Annotated in this window: 34 protein-coding genes; all 34 read right to left on the bottom strand. The window is 32.8% G+C overall.

Annotated elements, in window-relative coordinates:
* On the bottom strand, nucleotides 1–183 hold a 183-nt coding region (locus tag BUA77_RS09740; protein WP_143151342.1), incomplete at its 3' end, for an ATP-binding cassette domain-containing protein.
* Between the two features lie 278 nt (nucleotides 184–461).
* Nucleotides 462–803, bottom strand: a complete 342-nt coding sequence (gene rplQ, locus BUA77_RS09735) for a 50S ribosomal protein L17 (RefSeq protein WP_072889654.1) — start codon at nucleotides 801–803, stop codon at nucleotides 462–464.
* 17 nt (nucleotides 804–820) lie between these two features.
* Entirely contained in the window at nucleotides 821–1768 is a 948-nt protein-coding gene (locus BUA77_RS09730) for a DNA-directed RNA polymerase subunit alpha (protein WP_072889652.1), read from the bottom strand.
* Between the two features lie 68 nt (nucleotides 1769–1836).
* Nucleotides 1837–2460 (bottom strand): 30S ribosomal protein S4, encoded by a 624-nt coding sequence (gene rpsD / locus BUA77_RS09725; RefSeq protein ID WP_072889650.1) that lies wholly within the window; start codon nucleotides 2458–2460, stop codon nucleotides 1837–1839.
* Nucleotides 2461–2484: 24 nt separating this feature from the next.
* Nucleotides 2485–2883, bottom strand: coding sequence for a 30S ribosomal protein S11 (gene rpsK / locus BUA77_RS09720; protein ID WP_072889648.1), 399 nt, complete (start codon nucleotides 2881–2883; stop codon nucleotides 2485–2487).
* 24 nt (nucleotides 2884–2907) lie between these two features.
* Entirely contained in the window at nucleotides 2908–3276 is a 369-nt protein-coding gene (rpsM, locus tag BUA77_RS09715) for a 30S ribosomal protein S13 (RefSeq protein WP_072889646.1), read from the bottom strand.
* A gap of 158 nt (nucleotides 3277–3434) precedes the next feature.
* Nucleotides 3435–3548, bottom strand: coding sequence for a 50S ribosomal protein L36 (gene rpmJ, locus BUA77_RS09710; protein WP_003720928.1), 114 nt, complete (start codon nucleotides 3546–3548; stop codon nucleotides 3435–3437).
* Nucleotides 3549–3578: 30 nt separating this feature from the next.
* Nucleotides 3579–3797 carry a translation initiation factor IF-1 gene (gene infA / locus BUA77_RS09705; RefSeq protein WP_072889644.1) on the bottom strand — a complete coding sequence of 73 codons (219 nt, stop codon included), beginning with the start codon at nucleotides 3795–3797 and terminating at the stop codon, nucleotides 3579–3581.
* Nucleotides 3798–3825: 28 nt separating this feature from the next.
* Complete coding sequence (locus tag BUA77_RS09700; protein ID WP_072889642.1) at nucleotides 3826–4104, bottom strand: KOW domain-containing RNA-binding protein; 279 nt, start codon at nucleotides 4102–4104, stop codon at nucleotides 3826–3828.
* 23 nt (nucleotides 4105–4127) lie between these two features.
* On the bottom strand, nucleotides 4128–4877 hold the full coding sequence (gene map / locus BUA77_RS09695; protein WP_072889640.1) for a type I methionyl aminopeptidase: 750 nt from the start codon (nucleotides 4875–4877) through the stop codon (nucleotides 4128–4130).
* Nucleotides 4877–5527, bottom strand: coding sequence for an adenylate kinase (locus BUA77_RS09690; protein WP_072889638.1), 651 nt, complete (start codon nucleotides 5525–5527; stop codon nucleotides 4877–4879). The genes map and BUA77_RS09690 overlap by 1 nt, the downstream gene beginning before the upstream one ends.
* A gap of 52 nt (nucleotides 5528–5579) precedes the next feature.
* Nucleotides 5580–6848, bottom strand: a complete 1269-nt coding sequence (secY, locus tag BUA77_RS09685) for a preprotein translocase subunit SecY (protein ID WP_072889636.1) — start codon at nucleotides 6846–6848, stop codon at nucleotides 5580–5582.
* Nucleotides 6849–7292, bottom strand: a complete 444-nt coding sequence (rplO, locus tag BUA77_RS09680; protein ID WP_072889634.1) for a 50S ribosomal protein L15 — start codon at nucleotides 7290–7292, stop codon at nucleotides 6849–6851.
* Nucleotides 7293–7322: 30 nt separating this feature from the next.
* Nucleotides 7323–7499 (bottom strand): 50S ribosomal protein L30, encoded by a 177-nt coding sequence (gene rpmD / locus BUA77_RS09675; protein ID WP_072889632.1) that lies wholly within the window; start codon nucleotides 7497–7499, stop codon nucleotides 7323–7325.
* 12 nt (nucleotides 7500–7511) lie between these two features.
* Nucleotides 7512–8018 (bottom strand): 30S ribosomal protein S5, encoded by a 507-nt coding sequence (gene rpsE, locus BUA77_RS09670; protein WP_072889630.1) that lies wholly within the window; start codon nucleotides 8016–8018, stop codon nucleotides 7512–7514.
* Between the two features lie 18 nt (nucleotides 8019–8036).
* A complete protein-coding gene (rplR, locus tag BUA77_RS09665) occupies nucleotides 8037–8405 on the bottom strand; it encodes a 50S ribosomal protein L18 (RefSeq protein WP_072889628.1) in 369 nt (122 codons plus the stop codon).
* A 23-nt stretch (nucleotides 8406–8428) separates the two neighbouring features.
* Nucleotides 8429–8968 carry a 50S ribosomal protein L6 gene (rplF, locus tag BUA77_RS09660; protein ID WP_072889626.1) on the bottom strand — a complete coding sequence of 180 codons (540 nt, stop codon included), beginning with the start codon at nucleotides 8966–8968 and terminating at the stop codon, nucleotides 8429–8431.
* Between the two features lie 28 nt (nucleotides 8969–8996).
* Nucleotides 8997–9395, bottom strand: coding sequence for a 30S ribosomal protein S8 (gene rpsH, locus BUA77_RS09655; RefSeq protein WP_072889624.1), 399 nt, complete (start codon nucleotides 9393–9395; stop codon nucleotides 8997–8999).
* 22 nt (nucleotides 9396–9417) lie between these two features.
* Nucleotides 9418–9603 carry a type Z 30S ribosomal protein S14 gene (locus BUA77_RS09650; RefSeq protein WP_072889622.1) on the bottom strand — a complete coding sequence of 62 codons (186 nt, stop codon included), beginning with the start codon at nucleotides 9601–9603 and terminating at the stop codon, nucleotides 9418–9420.
* 17 nt (nucleotides 9604–9620) lie between these two features.
* On the bottom strand, nucleotides 9621–10163 hold the full coding sequence (rplE, locus tag BUA77_RS09645) for a 50S ribosomal protein L5 (RefSeq protein ID WP_072889620.1): 543 nt from the start codon (nucleotides 10161–10163) through the stop codon (nucleotides 9621–9623).
* Between the two features lie 23 nt (nucleotides 10164–10186).
* Nucleotides 10187–10495, bottom strand: coding sequence for a 50S ribosomal protein L24 (rplX, locus tag BUA77_RS09640; RefSeq protein ID WP_072889656.1), 309 nt, complete (start codon nucleotides 10493–10495; stop codon nucleotides 10187–10189).
* Nucleotides 10496–10518: 23 nt separating this feature from the next.
* Nucleotides 10519–10887 carry a 50S ribosomal protein L14 gene (gene rplN / locus BUA77_RS09635; protein WP_072889618.1) on the bottom strand — a complete coding sequence of 123 codons (369 nt, stop codon included), beginning with the start codon at nucleotides 10885–10887 and terminating at the stop codon, nucleotides 10519–10521.
* Between the two features lie 24 nt (nucleotides 10888–10911).
* On the bottom strand, nucleotides 10912–11166 hold the full coding sequence (rpsQ, locus tag BUA77_RS09630; RefSeq protein ID WP_072889616.1) for a 30S ribosomal protein S17: 255 nt from the start codon (nucleotides 11164–11166) through the stop codon (nucleotides 10912–10914).
* Between the two features lie 27 nt (nucleotides 11167–11193).
* Nucleotides 11194–11397, bottom strand: coding sequence for a 50S ribosomal protein L29 (gene rpmC, locus BUA77_RS09625; protein ID WP_072889614.1), 204 nt, complete (start codon nucleotides 11395–11397; stop codon nucleotides 11194–11196).
* Nucleotides 11387–11830: a 50S ribosomal protein L16 gene (gene rplP, locus BUA77_RS09620; RefSeq protein ID WP_072889612.1), complete on the bottom strand. Its 444-nt coding sequence runs from the start codon at nucleotides 11828–11830 to the stop codon at nucleotides 11387–11389. Before rplP ends, rpmC begins: the two co-directional genes overlap by 11 nt.
* A gap of 31 nt (nucleotides 11831–11861) precedes the next feature.
* Nucleotides 11862–12635, bottom strand: a complete 774-nt coding sequence (gene rpsC, locus BUA77_RS09615) for a 30S ribosomal protein S3 (protein ID WP_072889610.1) — start codon at nucleotides 12633–12635, stop codon at nucleotides 11862–11864.
* A 16-nt stretch (nucleotides 12636–12651) separates the two neighbouring features.
* Complete coding sequence (rplV, locus tag BUA77_RS09610; protein WP_072889608.1) at nucleotides 12652–12984, bottom strand: 50S ribosomal protein L22; 333 nt, start codon at nucleotides 12982–12984, stop codon at nucleotides 12652–12654.
* Nucleotides 12985–13013: 29 nt separating this feature from the next.
* Entirely contained in the window at nucleotides 13014–13295 is a 282-nt protein-coding gene (gene rpsS, locus BUA77_RS09605) for a 30S ribosomal protein S19 (RefSeq protein WP_072889606.1), read from the bottom strand.
* A gap of 34 nt (nucleotides 13296–13329) precedes the next feature.
* Nucleotides 13330–14160: a 50S ribosomal protein L2 gene (gene rplB, locus BUA77_RS09600; protein ID WP_072889604.1), complete on the bottom strand. Its 831-nt coding sequence runs from the start codon at nucleotides 14158–14160 to the stop codon at nucleotides 13330–13332.
* Between the two features lie 32 nt (nucleotides 14161–14192).
* Nucleotides 14193–14483 (bottom strand): 50S ribosomal protein L23, encoded by a 291-nt coding sequence (gene rplW, locus BUA77_RS09595; protein ID WP_072889602.1) that lies wholly within the window; start codon nucleotides 14481–14483, stop codon nucleotides 14193–14195.
* Nucleotides 14483–15106 carry a 50S ribosomal protein L4 gene (gene rplD, locus BUA77_RS09590; RefSeq protein ID WP_072889600.1) on the bottom strand — a complete coding sequence of 208 codons (624 nt, stop codon included), beginning with the start codon at nucleotides 15104–15106 and terminating at the stop codon, nucleotides 14483–14485. Before rplD ends, rplW begins: the two co-directional genes overlap by 1 nt.
* A gap of 28 nt (nucleotides 15107–15134) precedes the next feature.
* On the bottom strand, nucleotides 15135–15767 hold the full coding sequence (rplC, locus tag BUA77_RS09585) for a 50S ribosomal protein L3 (RefSeq protein WP_072889598.1): 633 nt from the start codon (nucleotides 15765–15767) through the stop codon (nucleotides 15135–15137).
* 94 nt (nucleotides 15768–15861) lie between these two features.
* Nucleotides 15862–16173, bottom strand: a complete 312-nt coding sequence (rpsJ, locus tag BUA77_RS09580) for a 30S ribosomal protein S10 (RefSeq protein WP_072889595.1) — start codon at nucleotides 16171–16173, stop codon at nucleotides 15862–15864.
* Nucleotides 16174–16504: 331 nt separating this feature from the next.
* On the bottom strand, nucleotides 16505–16836 hold a 332-nt coding region (locus BUA77_RS09575; protein ID WP_072889592.1), incomplete at its 5' end, for an EF-Tu C-terminal domain-related protein.

Raw genomic sequence — 16836 nt, 5'->3', positions numbered from 1 at the left:
TGTTGGTTTAAGTATAGCATTTAAATGTTTAGATAAAGTAGATTTGCCAGATCCATTATGTCCTATAACCACTACAAATTCACCTTTTTTAATATTTAAATTGATATCATCCAAAGCTTTTGATTGTAATCCCTCTTGAATATACTCAAAAGAAACATTTTCAATTTTTATTATATCACTCATAATTATACCTCTCTTTAGTTAAATACAATCTAAATTATATTATATAGAAATAGAGAGTTTTTTAAAAGGATTAAAAGTATTTTTATAAAAAAGTCTTTATTCTAAAGATTTTAAATGTAGACTTTTTTGAAATTTCATGGCGCCAACGAATTCTAACGAATTCCGTTGCTTAAAATTCATGACGAAAATTATACTTATCTACAAATTCAAAAGAATTATAATTTCCTATTCATTATAAAAAAATAGGAATTAAGCTTTTAGCCTAATTCCATCTTCTTCTATACTAATTCTATTATTGCTGTTTCAGCTCCATCGCCTTTTCTAACACCAAGTTTTATTATTCTTGTGTATCCACCGTTTCTTTCTTGGTATTTAGGAGCTATTTCATCAAATAAACTTTTGATTACTGTTTGATCTAAAACATAAGCCGATACTTGACGTCTAGCATGAAGATCTCCTCTTTTTGCTAAAGTTATCATTTTCTCAGCCATTCTACGCGTTTCTTTAGCTCTTGTTACAGTAGTTTCTATTCTTTTATTCTTTAATAAATCTGTAACTAAATTTCTAAGCATCATGTTTCTGTGAGCAGTTACACGACCTAGCTTACGGTACTTAGCCATGTCTATCCCTCCTTTTCCTAGTCTTCGCTCGGTTTAAGTCCTAGCCCTAACTCTTCTAGCTTTTGAATAACTTCTTCTAAGGATTTTTTTCCTAAGTTTCTAACTTTCATCATATCTTCTTCTGTTTTATTGCTTAATTCTTCTACAGTATTTATGCCCGCTCTCTTTAAGCAATTATAAGATCTAACAGAAAGATCAAGTTCTTCTATAGTCATCTCTAAAACTTTTTCTTTCTTATCTTCTTCTTTTTCAACCATTATTTCAACATTTCCAACATGCTCTGTAAGGTTGATAAATAGGTTTAAGTGTTCAACTAGTATTTTTGCTCCCAGAGATATACCTTCTTGAGGATTTATGCTTCCATTTGTCCAAACCTCAAGTATTAGCTTATCATAATCTGTTATTTGACCTACTCTTGTATTTTCAACTTTATAACTAACTTTTTCAACAGGAGTATATATAGAGTCTACAGGTATTATGCCTATAGGCATATTTTCAGTTTTATTGTTCTCAGCTGGAACATAACCTCTTCCCCTATCTATATTTATCTCCATATTTAGTTTAGCATCTTTATCTAAAGTTGCTATGTGTAGATCTTTGCTTAGTATTTCTACGTCTGGAGGACATATTATATCCTCTCCCTTTACTACACCTTCACCTTGAGCTTCTATTTTTAAAGTTCTACTACCTTCTCCCTGTATTTGAGCTGATAACTCTTTTAAAGAAAGAATTATCTCTGTTACGTCCTCTTTTACTCCTGGAATTGTAGAGAATTCATGTAAAATTCCATCTATTTTTATAGATGTAACAGCTACTCCCGGAAGAGAAGAAAGTAGTATTCTTCTTAAAGCATTTCCTACAGTAATTCCGTATCCCCTCTCTAGAGGCTCTACAACAAACTTACCATATCTATTGTCTTCACCAATTTCGACAATTTCTATTTTAGGCTTCTCTATTTCAATCATTAACAAAACCCTCCTTAATTTTTATTAATGCACTGAGGGCAAATAGTTCTATGATACAGCTTAATTTATTACTTAGAATAAAGCTCTACTATTAAGTGCTCTGCAATTTCTAAATCTATATCTTCTCTTGTTGGTAAAGCAGTTATTTTCGCTTCCATTTTATCAATGTTTACATCCATCCATCTTGGAGCAGTTCTTGTGTAGTTTTCAACAAGCCCTTTAAATTTAGCAGAAGTTCTTGATTTTTCTTTTACTTCTATAATATCTCCTACTTCTACTGTTATAGATGGTACATTAGCTTTGTGTCCATTTAATGTAAAATGTCCATGTCTTACTAATTGTCTAGCCTCTTTTCTTGAAGAAGCTAATCCCATTCTATAAACAACATTATCTAATCTTCTTTCAAGTAAGCTAAGTAAATTGTCCCCTGTTATTCCATGCATTTTTTCAGCACGCTCATAAAGGTTTCTAAATTGAGTTTCTAAAACTCCATATATTCTCTTAACTTTTTGTTTTTCTCTTAATTGTAATCCATAGTTAGAAACTTTTTTTCTTCCTTGCCCATGTTGTCCTGGAGCATAGTTTCTTTTAGCTATAGCACATTTATCTGTATAACATCTATCACCTTTAAGGAATAACTTCATTCCTTCTCTACGGCATAGTCTACATACTGCACCTGTATATCTTGCCATATATTACACCTCCTACTATACTTATTACACTCTTCTTCTCTTTGGTGGTCTACAACCATTATGTGGGATAGGAGTAACATCCTTAATCATAGTAACTTCAAGTCCAGCAGCTTGTAAAGATCTTATAGCTGCTTCACGTCCTGATCCTGGTCCTTTCACAAATACTTCTACTGTTTTTAATCCATGTTCCATAGCAGCTTTAGCAGCAGTTTCTGCAGCCATTTGAGAAGCAAATGGAGTAGATTTTCTTGAACCTTTAAATCCTAATTGTCCTGAACTTGCCCAAGAAATTGCATTTCCATGAACATCAGTAATTGTAATTATTGTATTATTAAAAGTTGATTGTATATGAGCATGACCACGTTCTATGTTTTTACGCTCTCTTCTTCTAACACGTGTAGCTTTCTTTTTAGGTTTAGCCATCTTTCCTTCCCTCCTTACCTAACTTTATTTTTTCTTCTTACGAGATACAGTTTTTCTTGGTCCTTTTCTAGTTCTTGCATTTGTTTTAGTCTTTTGACCTCTTACTGGAAGTCCTTTCATGTGACGAATTCCTCTATAGCATCTTATATCTCTAAGTCTTTTTATATTTAATGCTATTTCTCTTCTTAAATCCCCTTCAACTAAGTAAGAGTCTATTATTTTTCTTAATGTATTTACTTCTTCTTCAGTTAAATCTTTTACTCTTGTGTCAGCATTTATACCAGCTTTTTTTAATATTTCGTTTGAAGTAGTTCTTCCTATACCAAATATATACGTTAAGCCGATTTCTGATCTTTTGTCTCTTGGTAAGTCTACTCCGGCAATTCTCGCCATATCGTTGCACCTCCTATAACTTAAGTTCCTATATCTTTTTTAAGTTTAAAAACTTCTAATAAAATCCGAAGGCCTAGTTTATCTTAAGATCGTAAAGCTCTCTTAATTATCACAATTAAATATTATAATATATATAATGTTAAATTGCTAGCCCTATATTAACCCTGTTTTTGTTTATGTTTTGGATTTTCACAAATAACCATTACTTTTCCTTTTCTTCTGATTACTTTACATTTTTCACACATTGGTTTTACAGATGGTCTAACTTTCACACTTATCCCTCCTTAGACTAAATTACCAGCCTACTTCTTTCTCCAAGTAATTCGTCCTCTTGTTAAGTCATATGGTGATAACTCAACAGTTACTTTATCACCTTCAAGTATTCTTATAAAATTCATTCTAAGCTTACCTGATATATGACACAATATTTCATGTCCATTTTCAAGTTTTACTTTAAACATTGCATTAGGTAAAGCTTCTACAATAGTACCTTCTAATTCAATAACATCTTTTTTGGCCATTAATTAACCAAACCTCCAATCGCATAGACTAAAGCATAGGTCTTAGTCTCTTCAGCTCACATCTTAAAAAAGCATCATTAAAATCCTCACTGCTAAGAATTTTATTTTTAACATCCTTTGATATAAGCTTATATTTGATTAAGTGTTTTACTTTTTTTAACTTTGGTTTGTCAAGTTTTCTAGTATCTCCATCAGATATTAGTACATACTCATCATTTACTATTTTTAATACAAAAAATAATCTTCCTTTATCTCTACCTGATTTAGACATTACAACTTGCCCAACACTTAAATCATTTAATAGCACTAAATTCACCTCTTTTAGCTGGATTAAAGCTTTGTCAAAATCAAAGGCTCATCTCCAGTTATAGCTATGGTATGCTCGTAATGAGCAGATTTCTTACCATCTATCGTTACAGAGGTCCATCCATCACTTAATATTTTCACATGATACGAGCCTGCATTAACCATAGGTTCTATGGCTAATACCATCCCCTCTTGAAGCCTAGGTCCTTTACCTGGAGGTCCATAATTGGGAATTTGAGGATCTTCATGAAGTTTCGAACCGATTCCGTGTCCTACAAAGTCTCTAACTATAGAAAAGCCATTTTTCTCTACGAAAGCTTGAACTGCATGAGATATATCTGAAAGTCTATATCCTAATTTTGCAAATTTTATTCCTTCATAAAAACTTTGTTTAGTTACTTCTATAAGCTTTTTATCTTCATTAGATATCATTCCTACACCATAAGTTTTAGCAGCATCTCCATGATATCCTTTATAAAAAGCTCCTATATCTATACTTATTATGTCTCCTTCTTTTAACACTCTTGAAGATGAAGGAATTCCATGTACTACTTCTTCATTTATAGATGAACATATTGACCCTGTATATCCATGATATCCTTTAAAAGAAGGCTCTGCATTACATTCTCTTATAACTTCTTCTGCTATTTTATCTAATTCTTTTGTAGTTACTCCTGGCCTTATAGATTTACTTACAGTCTCATGAGCTTTAGCTACAATTTTTCCTGCTTCTCTCATAAGATCTATTTCTTTAGCAGATTTTATTGTAATCATTAATTTTCACATCCTAATGCAGAAAGTATATCTTCAAATACTTTATCAATAGATTGCTCACCATTAATGATTGAAATCATTTTTTTCTTTGAATAATAATCTATTAAAGGTTTAGTTTGATCTAAATAAATTTGTATTCTTTTAGATACTGTTTCTTCATTATCATCTGCTCTTTGATATAATTCTCCCCCACAAACATCACATTTGCCTTCAACTTTAGGAGGATTATATTCTATATGGAATGTAGCTCCACATTCTTTGCAAATCCTTCTTCCAACAGCTCTATCTACTAAAGCACTTTTATCCACTTCTATATTTATAACTTTATCAAGCTTCATGTTAGCTTCAGATAAAACTTCATCTAATGCCTCAGCTTGAACTACAGTTCTTGGAAAACCATCTAATAAAAATCCTTGTTTGCAATCTTCTTCTAAAAGTCTATCTTTTACTATCTCAACAACCAATTCATCAGGAACTAAAAGCCCTTTATCCATATATTCTTTAGCTTTTACACCAAGAGGTGTACCCTCTTTTATATTTTTTCTAAATATATCTCCAGTTGATATATGAGGTATTTTGCATTTCTCAACAATTCCTGAAGCTTGAGTTCCTTTTCCAGCCCCTGGAGGCCCAAGTAATATAAGTTTCATATTAATCATCTCCGGGTATTAAATTTAGGCTAGGGGGGATATTCCCCTAATCCTATTTTAAGAAGCCTTGATAATGTCTCATCAACATTTGAGCTTCTATTTGCTTCATTGTCTCCAGTGCTACTCCTACTACTATTAGTAGAGACGTTCCACCAAACCTAAATGGCATATTTCCAAGCTGAAGTATCAAAGTTGGAAGAACTGCAATAACGGCTAAGAATGTAGCTCCAGCTAATGTAAGTCTTATAAGAACATTATTTAAATATTCTTCTGTAGGTTTTCCAGGCCTTATTCCTGGTATAAAACCTCCATAATTCTTCATATTATTAGAAATATCAGTTACATTAAAAGTAACTGCTGTATAAAAATAAGTAAAGAATATTATCAACAAAGCATCAAGTGCTATATATATCCAAACTCCTGGACTTCCATTTGGTGATAACCATTTAGTTACAAAGGCTTGAAAATCACCTTTGAAAAATAATGATAATGTTTGAGGAAATGCTAAAAGAGAAACTGCAAATATAACAGGAATAACACCTGCTTGGTTTACCTTCATTGGTATATGAGTACTTTGCCCACCATACATTTTTCTTCCGACTACTCTTTTAGCATACTGAACAGGTATTTTTCTTGTTCCCTGTTGTATAGCTATTACTGCAACAATTATAGCTGTAGCCACAATTGCAAATATAATTAGTTGTATAGAATTTATTTGATTTTCCTTAAACAATTTATAAGTCTGTATAAAAGAACCTGGAACTCTCGATACGATACCAACAAATATTATAAGAGATATTCCATTTCCTATTCCTTTTTCAGTTATTTGTTCTCCTAACCACATTAAAAATGAAGTACCTGCAGTTAGTGTTAGTACAAGTACACTTATAGAGAAGATATCTTTAGAAATTAATGCTCCTCTAAATAATCCTACACTTATACCTGTAGCTTGTATTAACGCCAAAATAATGGTTCCATATCTAGTATATTGAACCATCTTCTTCCTTCCTTCTTCCCCTGATTTAGTTAACTCTTCAAGACTTGGAATTGCTATTGTTAATAACTGCATTATAATTGATGCAGTAATATATGGAGTTATGCTTAAAGCAAATATAGTGAATTTCCTAAAAGCTCCTCCTGCAACTAAATCATAGAAGGAAAGAAGACCCGCTTGGTCAACTACCTTCTTTATATAATTTATATCTACTCCAGGTACAGGTATTGAAGAACCTATTCTAAATACTATAATCATCATTAAAGTATATAGAATTCTTTTTTTTAAATCAGGAATTTTCCAAGCATTTCTTAAGGTAGATAGCACCTAGATCACCTCTACCTTTCCTCCAGCCGCTTCTATTTTTTCAGTAGCTGATTTAGTAAACTTATGAGCTTTTATAGTTAATTTTTTCTCTAAGTTACCTTCACCTAATATCTTAACTCCATCTTTTTCTATTTTGCTTATAATTCTCATTTCTTTAAGAATTTCTGGAGTAACTTCAGCACCGTCTTCAAATACATTTAATTTTTCAATGTTTACTATTGAATAAACTTTTTTAAATGGATTTGTAAAACCTCTTTTTGGAAGTCTTCTATATAAAGGCATCTGTCCACCTTCAAATCCTGGTCTTACTCCACCACCTGAACGAGACCATTGTCCTTTTTGTCCACGTCCTGCAGTTTTACCTTGACCAGTAGCAGTACCTCTACCTAATCTTTTTCTTTCTTTAACAGCACCTTCGGCAGGTCTTAACTCATGTAATTTCATGACTACACCTCCTTCTCCTAGTCTTATATATTAGTCAACAACTTCTACTAAATGTTTTACTTTTTCTATCATTCCTCTTATCTGAGGATTGTCAGGCTTCTCTACAACTTGCTCTCTTTTCTTAAGTCCAAGAGCTTCAATTGTTTTTCTTTGTTTAGGATTAGTTCCTATTACACTTCTTACTAATTTTATTTTTAAATTAGCCATCTAAATCCCTCCTTATCCTAGAAGGTCTTCTACCTTTTTACCTCTAAGTTTTGCTATTTCTTCAGCAGTTCTTAGAGACTTAAGTCCTTCTATAGTTGCATTTACCATATTTCTTGCATTGTTAGTACCTAAAGATTTAGCTCTAACATCTTTTAATCCAGCAAGTTCAAGGACAGCACGAACAGGTCCTCCCGCTATAACTCCTGTACCTTCTCTAGCTGGCATTATTAGTACTTTACCTGCTCCAAAATGACCTTGTACTTGATGTGGAATAGTAGTTCCAACCATCGGTATATGAATTAAGTTTTTCTTAGCATCTTCAATTGCTTTTTTTATAGCATCTGGTACTTCCATAGCTTTACCAGTACCTATTCCTACATATCCGTTTTCATCTCCAACAACTACTAAAGCTGCAAATCTGAAGTTTCTACCACCCTTAACAACTTTAGTAACACGTCTTATTTGAACAACTTTTTCTTTTAAATCAAGTTGTCTTGTATCTATAGGTTTACGAAGCATTTATTTCCCTCCTTCTTATTAAAACTCAAGGCCGCCTTCTCTAGCTCCCTCTGCTAATTCCTTTACTCTACCATGATAGATGTATCCACCACGATCAAATATAACTTCTTTAATTCCTTTATCTAAAGCTTTTTGAGCTACTAATTTACCAACAAGTCTTGCAGCTTCTTTATTTCCTGAGTGCTTTACATTTTCTTTAACTTCAGACTCAAGTGATGAAGCTGAAACTAATGTACATCTATTAACATCGTCTATTATTTGAGCATAGATATTACTGTTACTTCTAAAAACATTAAGTCTTGGTCTTTCAGGAGTTCCATTGATTTTCTTACGAACTCTTTTATGTCTTTGAAGTCTTGTTTCGTTTTTGCTTACTTTTTTAAACACCCCTATTCACTCCTTTCTACTTATTATTTACCAGTCTTACCTTCCTTACGTCTTACAACTTCACCAGCATATCTGATTCCTTTTCCTTTATATGGTTCTGGCTCTCTCCAAGCTCTTATTTTAGCAGCATAATTTCCTACTAATTGCTTATCTATTCCTTTAACTATTATTTCAGTTTGGCTAGGAACCTCAGTTGTAATTCCTTCTGGATCTTCCATTTCTATAGGATGTGAAAATCCTAAGCCCATAACTAATTTTTTACCTTGTTTTTGAGCTCTGTAACCTACACCAACTAATTCTAATTTCTTTTCATATCCTTTTGTAACACCTTCAAGCATATTTGCAATAAGTGTTCTTGTTAATCCATGTAAAGATCTATGTCTTTTATTATTTGTAGGTCTTTCAACTGTTATTATATTTTCTTCTTTAATTATTTTTATATCTTCTACAAACTTTTGTTTAAGTTCACCTTTTGGTCCCTTAACGCTTACAAAATTACCTTCTCCTATTACAACCTCTACGCCTTGTGGTATTTTAATTGGCTTTATACCTATTCTTGACATATCTACACCTCCTTGCAGCGTTTTTATATTACCATACGTAACAGATAACTTCTCCGCCAACGCCTTCTTTTCTAGCTTGTTTGTCTGTTAATATACCTTTTGAAGTAGATATTACTGAAATTCCAAGCCCATTTAAAACCTTTGGTATTTCATCTTTAGCAGCATAAACTCTCATACCAGGTTTTGAGATTCTCTTGATTCCAGTTATAACCTTTTGATTTCCTCTTCCGTACTTTAATTGAATTCTTATTATTCCTTGTTTGCCGTCTTCTATAACATCATAACCTTTTATAAATCCTTCTTCTAAAAGAATTCTAGCAATTTCTTTCTTTATATTTGAAGCAGGTATATCAACAGTTTCATGTTTGACTGTGTTTGCATTTCTTATACGTGTTAACATATCTGCTATTGGATCTGTCATTGTCATGGCCTTAACCTCCTTCCATCTATTACCAGCTTGCTTTTTTTACTCCAGGAATCTGCCCTTTATATGCTAATTCTCTAAAGCATATACGGCATATACCAAATTTTCTTAAAACAGCATGTGGTCTACCACATATATTACATCTAGTATATTCTCTTGTTTTATACTTTTGTTTTCTTTGCTGTTTAACAACCATAGCTTTTTTAGCCATTGGAATCCCTCCTTTGCTTACTTAGAAAATGGCATTCCTAATAATTTTAGTAATTCACGAGCTTCTTCATCTGTTTTCGCAGTAGTAACAAATATTATATCCATACCACGAACTTTATCAACTTTATCATACTCTATTTCTGGATAAATTAATTGTTCTTTAATTCCCATTGCATAGTTTCCTCTTCCATCAAATGAATTAGCATTTACTCCTCTGAAGTCTCTAACTCTTGGAAGCGAAATATTCATTAATTTATCAACAAAGTGATACATTTTATCTCCTCTTAATGTTACTTTAGTACCAACTGGCATTCCTTCTCTTAGTTTGAAGTTAGCAACAGATTTCTTAGCTTTAGTAACAACAGGTTTTTGTCCACTAATTAATGTTAACTCTTCAACTGCCGCCTCTAATCCTTTTGGATTTTCTCTTGCATCACCAATACCCATGTTAATTACAACTTTTTCAAGTTTAGGTATTTCCATAACATTTTTATATCCAAACTTCTCCATTAATGCTGGAGCAACTTCTTTTGCATATTTTTCCTTTAATCTTGAAGCCACTTTTAGTACCTCCTTTCAAGATATTATATTTCTTCTCCGGTCTTTCTAGATATTCTTACTTTTGTTCCATCTTCTAACACTTTAAATCCTACTCTTACACCTTTACCAGCTTTAGCATCAAACGGCATAACATTTGAAATATGAATAGATGCCTCTTGATGTATTATTCCGCCTTGTTGTACTTTAGCATTTGGCTTTTGGTGTTTTGTAGCCATGTTTACGCCTTCAACTATAACTCTTTGAGTTTTAGGGAAAACTTTTAGCACTTTACCTTTTTTCCCTTTATCTTTTCCTGCTATAACTACAACAGTATCACCTTTTTTAACGCGCATCATTGTCTATTGCACCTCCTTAATTATAATACCTCTGGAGCAAGAGAAACTATTTTCATAAAGTCTTTCTCTCTTAACTCTCTTGCAACAGGCCCGAAGATACGAGTTCCCATAGGAGTGTTATCATCTTTTATTATAACAGCAGCATTTTCATCAAACATCACATAGCTACCATCTTTACGTCTTAGGCCTTGCTTACTTCTAACTATAACTGCTTTAACAACTTTTCCTTTTTTAACAACTCCACCAGGTGTTGCGCTTTTAACAGAAGCAACTACTACATCTCCGATATTTGCATACTTTCTACCGCTTCCGCCTAAAACACGTATACATAACAGTTCTTTAGCGCCTGAATTATCAGCAACTTTTAAACGTGTTTCTTGTTGTATCATTCATAATCCCTCCTTTTGCATGAATTATTTAGCTTTTTCTACGATTTCAACTAATCTCCATCTTTTATCTTTAGATAATGGCCTAGTCTCCATTATTTTAACTCTATCACCAATTCTACATGCATTTTGCTCATCATGAGCCTTAAATTTCTTAGTTCTTTTTACTGCTTTTCCGTATAGTGGATGACGAACAAATTCTTCTACAGCAACTACTATAGTTTTTTCCATTTTGTCACTTACAACACGGCCTATTCTTACTTTTCTTCTTCCTCTTTCCATAATTAAAGCCTCCCTTCTTTTAAGCTACTAAGCTCTAGATTCTTTTAATTCTCTTTCTCTAAGGATGGTCTTTACTCTAGCTATATCTTTTTTTACGAACTTAACTCTAGATGTATTTTCAAGTTGTCCTGTAGCCAATTGGAATCTCAAGCTAAATAGTTGACTTTTTAATTCATTTAATTTTTGGCTTAATTCTGGGCTTGTCATATCTCTTAATTCTTTAGCTTTCATCCGCTTCACCACCCTTTACTTCAGTTTCCTCACGTGTAACAAATTTACATTTAACAGGAAGCTTGTGCATAGCAAGTCTCATAGCTTCTCTAGCTTTTTCTTCAGGTACACCTGCAAGCTCAAACATAACTCTACCTGGCTTTACTACAGCTACCCAATATTCTGGTGAACCTTTACCAGCACCCATACGAGTCTCAGCTGGCTTTCTAGTTACTGGTTTATGAGGGAATATTTTAATCCAAACTTTTCCCCCTCTTTTTATATATCTTGTCATCGCAATTCTGGCAGCTTCTATTTGATTAGAAGTTATCCAAGCTGGTTCTAAAGCAACTAAACCGAACTCTCCATAAGTCACTTTATTTCCTCTATGAGCTTGGCCTGTCATTCTACCTCTATGAACTCTACGACGTTTTACTCTTTTAGGCATTAACATGAGTATTTCCTCCTTCCTTATATCTACTTAATTAAGCATCTTTTCTTTCTGTTCTTTGAGGTCTTGAAGATCTATTGTCTCTTCTATTGTTTCTATTATCTCTTTTTCTGTTATCTTTTCTATCTCTTTTTCTGTTATCTCTTCTTTCTTCTACTCTTGGTGCAAATCCATTTTTAGTTGGAAGAACTTCACCATGATAAATCCAAACTTTAATACCTATTTTTCCGTAAGTTGTATCTGCTTCAGCAAAACCATAATCAATATCAGCTCTTAAAGTTTGAAGAGGAACATTTCCCTCACTATATCCTTCTGTTCTTGCCATTTCAGCTCCACCAAGTCTACCAGAAGAAGAAACTTTTATACCTTTTGCTCCTGCTCTCATAGCTCTTTGAATAGCTTGTTTCATAGCTCTTCTAAAAGAAACTCTTCTTTCAATTGCTAAAGCTATATTTTCAGATACTAATTGAGCATCTTTTTCAGGAGATTTAACTTCAGTGATGTTTATTAAAACATTCTTTTTAGTCATTTTTTCAATTTCAGCTTTTAAAGCTTCTATTCCAGCTCCACCTTTACCTATTACCATACCAGGTTTTGCAACAGCTAAGTTTAATTTTACTTTATTAGCAGCTCTTTCTATTTCTATTTTAGAAATTCCAGATGTATATAATTTGCTTTTTAAATATTTACGAATATTGTGATCTTCTAATAAAAGATTTCCAAATTCTTTCTTATTTGCAAACCATCTTGAATCCCAGTCCTTTATTACCCCGACCCTTAGGCCATGTGGGTTAACCTTTTGACCCATTTATTTCCCTCCTTGTCTACTTTTCTTTTAATACTACACCTATATGGCTTGTTCTTTTTCTGATAGTAGTAGCACGACCCATTGCTCTTGGCATGAATCTCTTCATTGTAGGTCCTTGATTAGCATAAATCTCCGCAACATATAGTTTATCTACGTCCATGTTGTAGTTATTTTCGGCATTAGCCATAGCAGATTTTATTACCTTAGCTACCATTGGAGCCGCAGCTTTTGGTGTGTATTTTAATATTGCTAAAGCTTCGTTAGCATTTTTTCCTCTAACAAGATCAGCAACTTGACCAGCTTTTCTTGGTGATATACGTACAAATTTTGCAATTGACCTAGCTTCCACGGTAATTACCTCCTTCCATTTTTAATGGACTATTTTCTCTTAGAAGACTTTTCGTCATCTTTATGTCCTTTAAAAGTTCTTGTAGGAACAAATTCTCCTAATTTATGTCCAACCATATCTTCAGTTACATAAACAGGTACATGTTTTCTTCCATCATGTACTGCTATAGTATGTCCTACCATTTGTGGAAATATAGTTGACGCTCTTGACCAAGTTTTTATAACTTTTTTATCATTAGCTTCATTCATAGCTTCGATTTTCTTTAAAAGACGTGCATGGACAAAAGGCCCTTTTTTAGTTGATCTTCCCATTTATTTTCCTCCTTTCCACATTAGCGAAACTTTATTATTTTTTTCTTCCTGATATTATTAATTTATCAGAAGCTTTATTTTTCTTACGAGTTTTATATCCAAGTGCTGGTTTACCCCAAGGAGTAACTGGTGAAGGTCTACCTATTGGAGCTCTACCTTCTCCACCACCGTGAGGGTGATCGCAAGGGTTCATAACAGATCCTCTTACTGTTGGTCTAATACCCATATGTCTCTTTCTACCAGCTTTACCTATAGTAACATTGAAATGCTCTAGGTTTCCAACTTGTCCTATTGTTGCTCTGCAATTAATATTAACAAGTCTCATTTCTCCAGATGGCAATCTTAAAAGAGCATGTTTTCCTTCTTTAGCCATTAATTGAGCTGATGCTCCTGCTGATCTTACCATTTGACCACCTTTTCCAGCTTTTAATTCGATATTGTGTACTAAAGTACCAACTGGAATATCTTTTAATCTTAAAGCATTGCCTACTTTAATTTCTGCATTTTCTCCAGACATTACAGATTCTCCAACCTTTAGTCCGTTTGGTGCTAATATATATCTTTTTTCTCCATCAGCATAAGCAAGTAATGCAATATTAGCTGATCTATTTGGATCGTACTCTATAGCAGTTACTTTTGCTGGAATACCATCTTTATTTCTTTTAAAATCTATAATTCTATATTTCTTCTTTGCTCCGCCACCTTTATGACGAACAGTAATCTTACCTTGAGCGTTTCTTCCTGAATGTTTCTTTAAAGAAACAAGTAATGATTTTTCCGGTTCTTTTTTAGTTATTTCATCAGAAACTAAAACCGTCATTTGTCTTAAACCAGGAGAAGTTGGTTTAAACTTTTTAATAGCCATCTTATTTCCCTCCTTTTTTGCCTATTTCCTTATTATACTCCTTCAAAGAATTCTATTCCTTTGCTATCAGAAGTTAATTTAACAACTGCTTTTTTAAAGCTAGCAGTTCTTCCTACGTTTCTTCCCATTCTCTTTTCTTTTCCGCTATAATTTAAAGTATTTACTTTATCCACTGTAACACCAAATACAGCTTCAACAGCTTTTTTTATTTCTGTTTTGTTGGCTTTTTTATCAACAACAAAAGTATATTTTTTTTCAGCCATATCAGCCATACTTTGTTCACTTATAACAGGTTTTATAATTATATCGTGTGGATTAGTCATTATGCGTACACCTCCTCCACTTTTTGAACAGCATCTTTAGTTATTATAAATGCGTCATGTTTTAATATATCGTATACGTTTATAGTATTAACAAGAGCTGTTTGAACTCCTTGGATATTTCTAGCTGACTTTATTACATTCTTATTGTTATCTCCTAAAACTACTAAAGCTTTTTTATTAACTTTCAAGTTTGCTAATATATTAGCAAATTCTTTAGTTTTTGGAGCATCCATGTTTAATGAATCTAAAACTATTAATTCTCCATTTTGAACTTTAGAAGATAAAGCACACTTCATAGCAAGTCTTCTTACTTTTTTAGGTAAAGTATATCTATAGCTTCTTGGTTTTGGAGCAAATACAGTTCCGCCTCCTATCCATTGAGGAGATCTTATACTACCATGTCTTGCTCTACCTGTTCCCTTTTGTCTCCAAGGCTTTCTTCCTCCACCTCTTACTTCTGATCTAGTTTTAGCAGATTGAGTTCCTTGTCTTTTATTCGCTAATTGATTTTTTACAACTTCATATAAAACGTGCTCATTAACTTCTACATCAAATATATTATCAGATAATACTATCTCATCAACCTTTTCACCGTTAATGTTTAATACATCTATTTTTGGCATTTTACATCCTCCTTTCTTCAAGGTTAAATTACTTACTCACTTTTACTGATTTTTTTATAGTAACTAATGAACCTTTTGCTCCTGGTATAGCACCTTTAACTAATACTAAGTTTTTCTCTGCATCAACTCTTACTACTTCTAAATTTTGAACAGTTACTTTATCTACACCCATGTGTCCAGCTAACTTTTTGCCCTTAAACACTCTACCTGGTGTAGCACACGCCCCCATTGAGCCTGGTCTTCTGTGATATCTAGAACCATGAGTTTCTGGTCCTCTACTTTGACCATGTCTTTTTATAGGTCCTTGGAATCCCTTACCTTTACTGATTCCTGTTACATCAACTTTTTCTCCTACTGTAAATATATCAGCTTTTATTTCTTGACCAACTGTATATTCACTTACATTATCAACTCTAAATTCTCTTAAATATTTCTTTAATGATACTCCTGCTTTTTCAAATTGTCCTTTTTGAGGCTTATTTAAAGCTTTCTCTTTAGCATCTTGAAAGCCTATTTGAACAGCATTGTAGCCATCATTTTCTAAGTTTTTAACTTGAGTAACTACTACAGGTCCTGCTTCAACCACAGTAACTGGAACAATGTTTCCTTCCTCTGTGAAAATTTGAGTCATCCCAATTTTTCTTCCTAAAATTCCTTTCATTTTTTACACCTCCTATAATCTTACAGCGGATTACATTATTGTAATCATTCTAAGATAAGGTATATCTATATCCATATCTTAGCATCTAACTTAATTATAATTTAATTTCGATATCAACACCTGCTGGTAAATCTAATCTCATTAAAGAATCAACAGTTTTTGGTGTTGGGCTAGTTATGTCTATAAGTCTTTTATGAGTTCTTATTTCAAATTGTTCTCTAGAATCTTTGTACTTATGAACTGCTCTTAATATAGTCACAACTTGCTTTTCAGTTGGTAGTGGAACTGGTCCAGAAACTTTAGCTCCAGTTTTCTTTGCAGTTTCAACTATTTTTTCTGATGATAAATCTAATATCTTGTGATCATATGATTTTAATCTAATTCTTATTTTTTCATTTTTAGCCATTTTAAATTTCCCTCCTTTATCGCACGTTAAATTTATACGTACGACTTGACACCGATACACTGTCCCGGGTGTGTTGCTATTATTAATAAAGACAGTGTAGGATCACGTCGCCCGATTCTAAGATACAGACATACTCTGTAAAAATTACCTGGTGGGCAGCAACCTTTTACTTCATCGCATCTCTCAAACACACTACTACATTTTATATCATACAGATATATTTTTCAAGGTTTTTTTTGAATTTTTTTTATAAATTTGTATACACAAAACTTTTTAAAATTCATAACGGAAATAAAAAAAAGAGAAGGAAGATTATCCTTCTCTTTTTATACTATTCTATTATAGATGCAACTACTCCAGATGCTACTGTTCTTCCACCTTCACGTATAGCAAATCTTAGTCCTTCTTCCATTGCTATTGGTGCTATTAATTCAACTGTTACTGAAGTGTTATCTCCTGGCATAATCATTTCTGTTCCTTCTGCTAACTTGATTGCTCCTGTAACATCTGTTGTTCTGAAATAAAATTGTGGTCTATATCCATCGAAGAATGGAGTATGTCTTCCTCCTTCTTCTTTCTTAAGTACGTATATTTCTGCTTTGAATTTTGTATGAGGCTTAATTGTTCCAGGCTTAGCTAAAACTTGTCCTCTTTCTATTTCGT

This window comes from Tepidibacter formicigenes DSM 15518 (assembly GCF_900142235.1).
GTDB lineage: Bacteria > Bacillota > Clostridia > Peptostreptococcales > Peptostreptococcaceae > Tepidibacter > Tepidibacter formicigenes.
This window is presented reverse-complemented; position numbering and strand designations above follow the sequence as displayed.

What these genes read in the sequence shown, in the direction of transcription:
- rplB (WP_072889604.1), bottom strand. Translation starts at nt 14,160, where the DNA reads ATGGCTATTAAAAAGTTTAAACCAACTTCTCCTGGTTTAAGACAAATG.
- rpsD (WP_072889650.1), bottom strand. Translation starts at nt 2,460, where the DNA reads ATGGCAAGATATACAGGTGCAGTATGTAGACTATGCCGTAGAGAAGGA.
- rplO (WP_072889634.1), bottom strand. Translation starts at nt 7,292, where the DNA reads ATGAAATTACATGAGTTAAGACCTGCCGAAGGTGCTGTTAAAGAAAGA.
- rpsC (WP_072889610.1), bottom strand. Translation starts at nt 12,635, where the DNA reads ATGGGTCAAAAGGTTAACCCACATGGCCTAAGGGTCGGGGTAATAAAG.
- BUA77_RS09730 (WP_072889652.1), bottom strand. Translation starts at nt 1,768, where the DNA reads ATGATTGAAATAGAGAAGCCTAAAATAGAAATTGTCGAAATTGGTGAA.
- rpsJ (WP_072889595.1), bottom strand. Translation starts at nt 16,173, where the DNA reads ATGGCTAAAAATGAAAAAATAAGAATTAGATTAAAATCATATGATCAC.
- rpsQ (WP_072889616.1), bottom strand. Translation starts at nt 11,166, where the DNA reads ATGGAAAGAGGAAGAAGAAAAGTAAGAATAGGCCGTGTTGTAAGTGAC.
- rplX (WP_072889656.1), bottom strand. Translation starts at nt 10,495, where the DNA reads ATGCGCGTTAAAAAAGGTGATACTGTTGTAGTTATAGCAGGAAAAGAT.
- rpsM (WP_072889646.1), bottom strand. Translation starts at nt 3,276, where the DNA reads ATGGCGAGAATTGCCGGAGTAGACTTACCAAGAGACAAAAGATCAGAA.
- rplF (WP_072889626.1), bottom strand. Translation starts at nt 8,968, where the DNA reads ATGTCAAGAATAGGTATAAAGCCAATTAAAATACCACAAGGCGTAGAG.
- rpmC (WP_072889614.1), bottom strand. Translation starts at nt 11,397, where the DNA reads ATGAAAGCTAAAGAATTAAGAGATATGACAAGCCCAGAATTAAGCCAA.
- rpsK (WP_072889648.1), bottom strand. Translation starts at nt 2,883, where the DNA reads ATGGCTAAACCTAAAAAGAAAGCTACACGTGTTAGAAGAAGAGAGCGT.
- rplQ (WP_072889654.1), bottom strand. Translation starts at nt 803, where the DNA reads ATGGCTAAGTACCGTAAGCTAGGTCGTGTAACTGCTCACAGAAACATG.
- rplW (WP_072889602.1), bottom strand. Translation starts at nt 14,483, where the DNA reads ATGACTAATCCACACGATATAATTATAAAACCTGTTATAAGTGAACAA.
- rplC (WP_072889598.1), bottom strand. Translation starts at nt 15,767, where the DNA reads ATGAAAGGAATTTTAGGAAGAAAAATTGGGATGACTCAAATTTTCACA.
- rpsS (WP_072889606.1), bottom strand. Translation starts at nt 13,295, where the DNA reads ATGGGAAGATCAACTAAAAAAGGGCCTTTTGTCCATGCACGTCTTTTA.
- infA (WP_072889644.1), bottom strand. Translation starts at nt 3,797, where the DNA reads ATGGCCAAAAAAGATGTTATTGAATTAGAAGGTACTATTGTAGAAGCT.
- rplP (WP_072889612.1), bottom strand. Translation starts at nt 11,830, where the DNA reads ATGTTAATGCCTAAAAGAGTAAAACGTCGTAGAGTTCATAGAGGTAGA.
- rplD (WP_072889600.1), bottom strand. Translation starts at nt 15,106, where the DNA reads ATGCCAAAAATAGATGTATTAAACATTAACGGTGAAAAGGTTGATGAG.
- rpsH (WP_072889624.1), bottom strand. Translation starts at nt 9,395, where the DNA reads ATGACAATGACAGATCCAATAGCAGATATGTTAACACGTATAAGAAAT.
- rpsE (WP_072889630.1), bottom strand. Translation starts at nt 8,018, where the DNA reads ATGCTTCGTAAACCTATAGATACAAGACAACTTGATTTAAAAGAAAAA.
- rplN (WP_072889618.1), bottom strand. Translation starts at nt 10,887, where the DNA reads ATGATACAACAAGAAACACGTTTAAAAGTTGCTGATAATTCAGGCGCT.
- BUA77_RS09690 (WP_072889638.1), bottom strand. Translation starts at nt 5,527, where the DNA reads ATGAAACTTATATTACTTGGGCCTCCAGGGGCTGGAAAAGGAACTCAA.
- BUA77_RS09650 (WP_072889622.1), bottom strand. Translation starts at nt 9,603, where the DNA reads ATGGCTAAAAAAGCTATGGTTGTTAAACAGCAAAGAAAACAAAAGTAT.
- map (WP_072889640.1), bottom strand. Translation starts at nt 4,877, where the DNA reads ATGATTACAATAAAATCTGCTAAAGAAATAGATCTTATGAGAGAAGCA.
- rpmD (WP_072889632.1), bottom strand. Translation starts at nt 7,499, where the DNA reads ATGGCTAATTTAAAAATAAAATTAGTAAGAAGTGTAATAGGAACTAAT.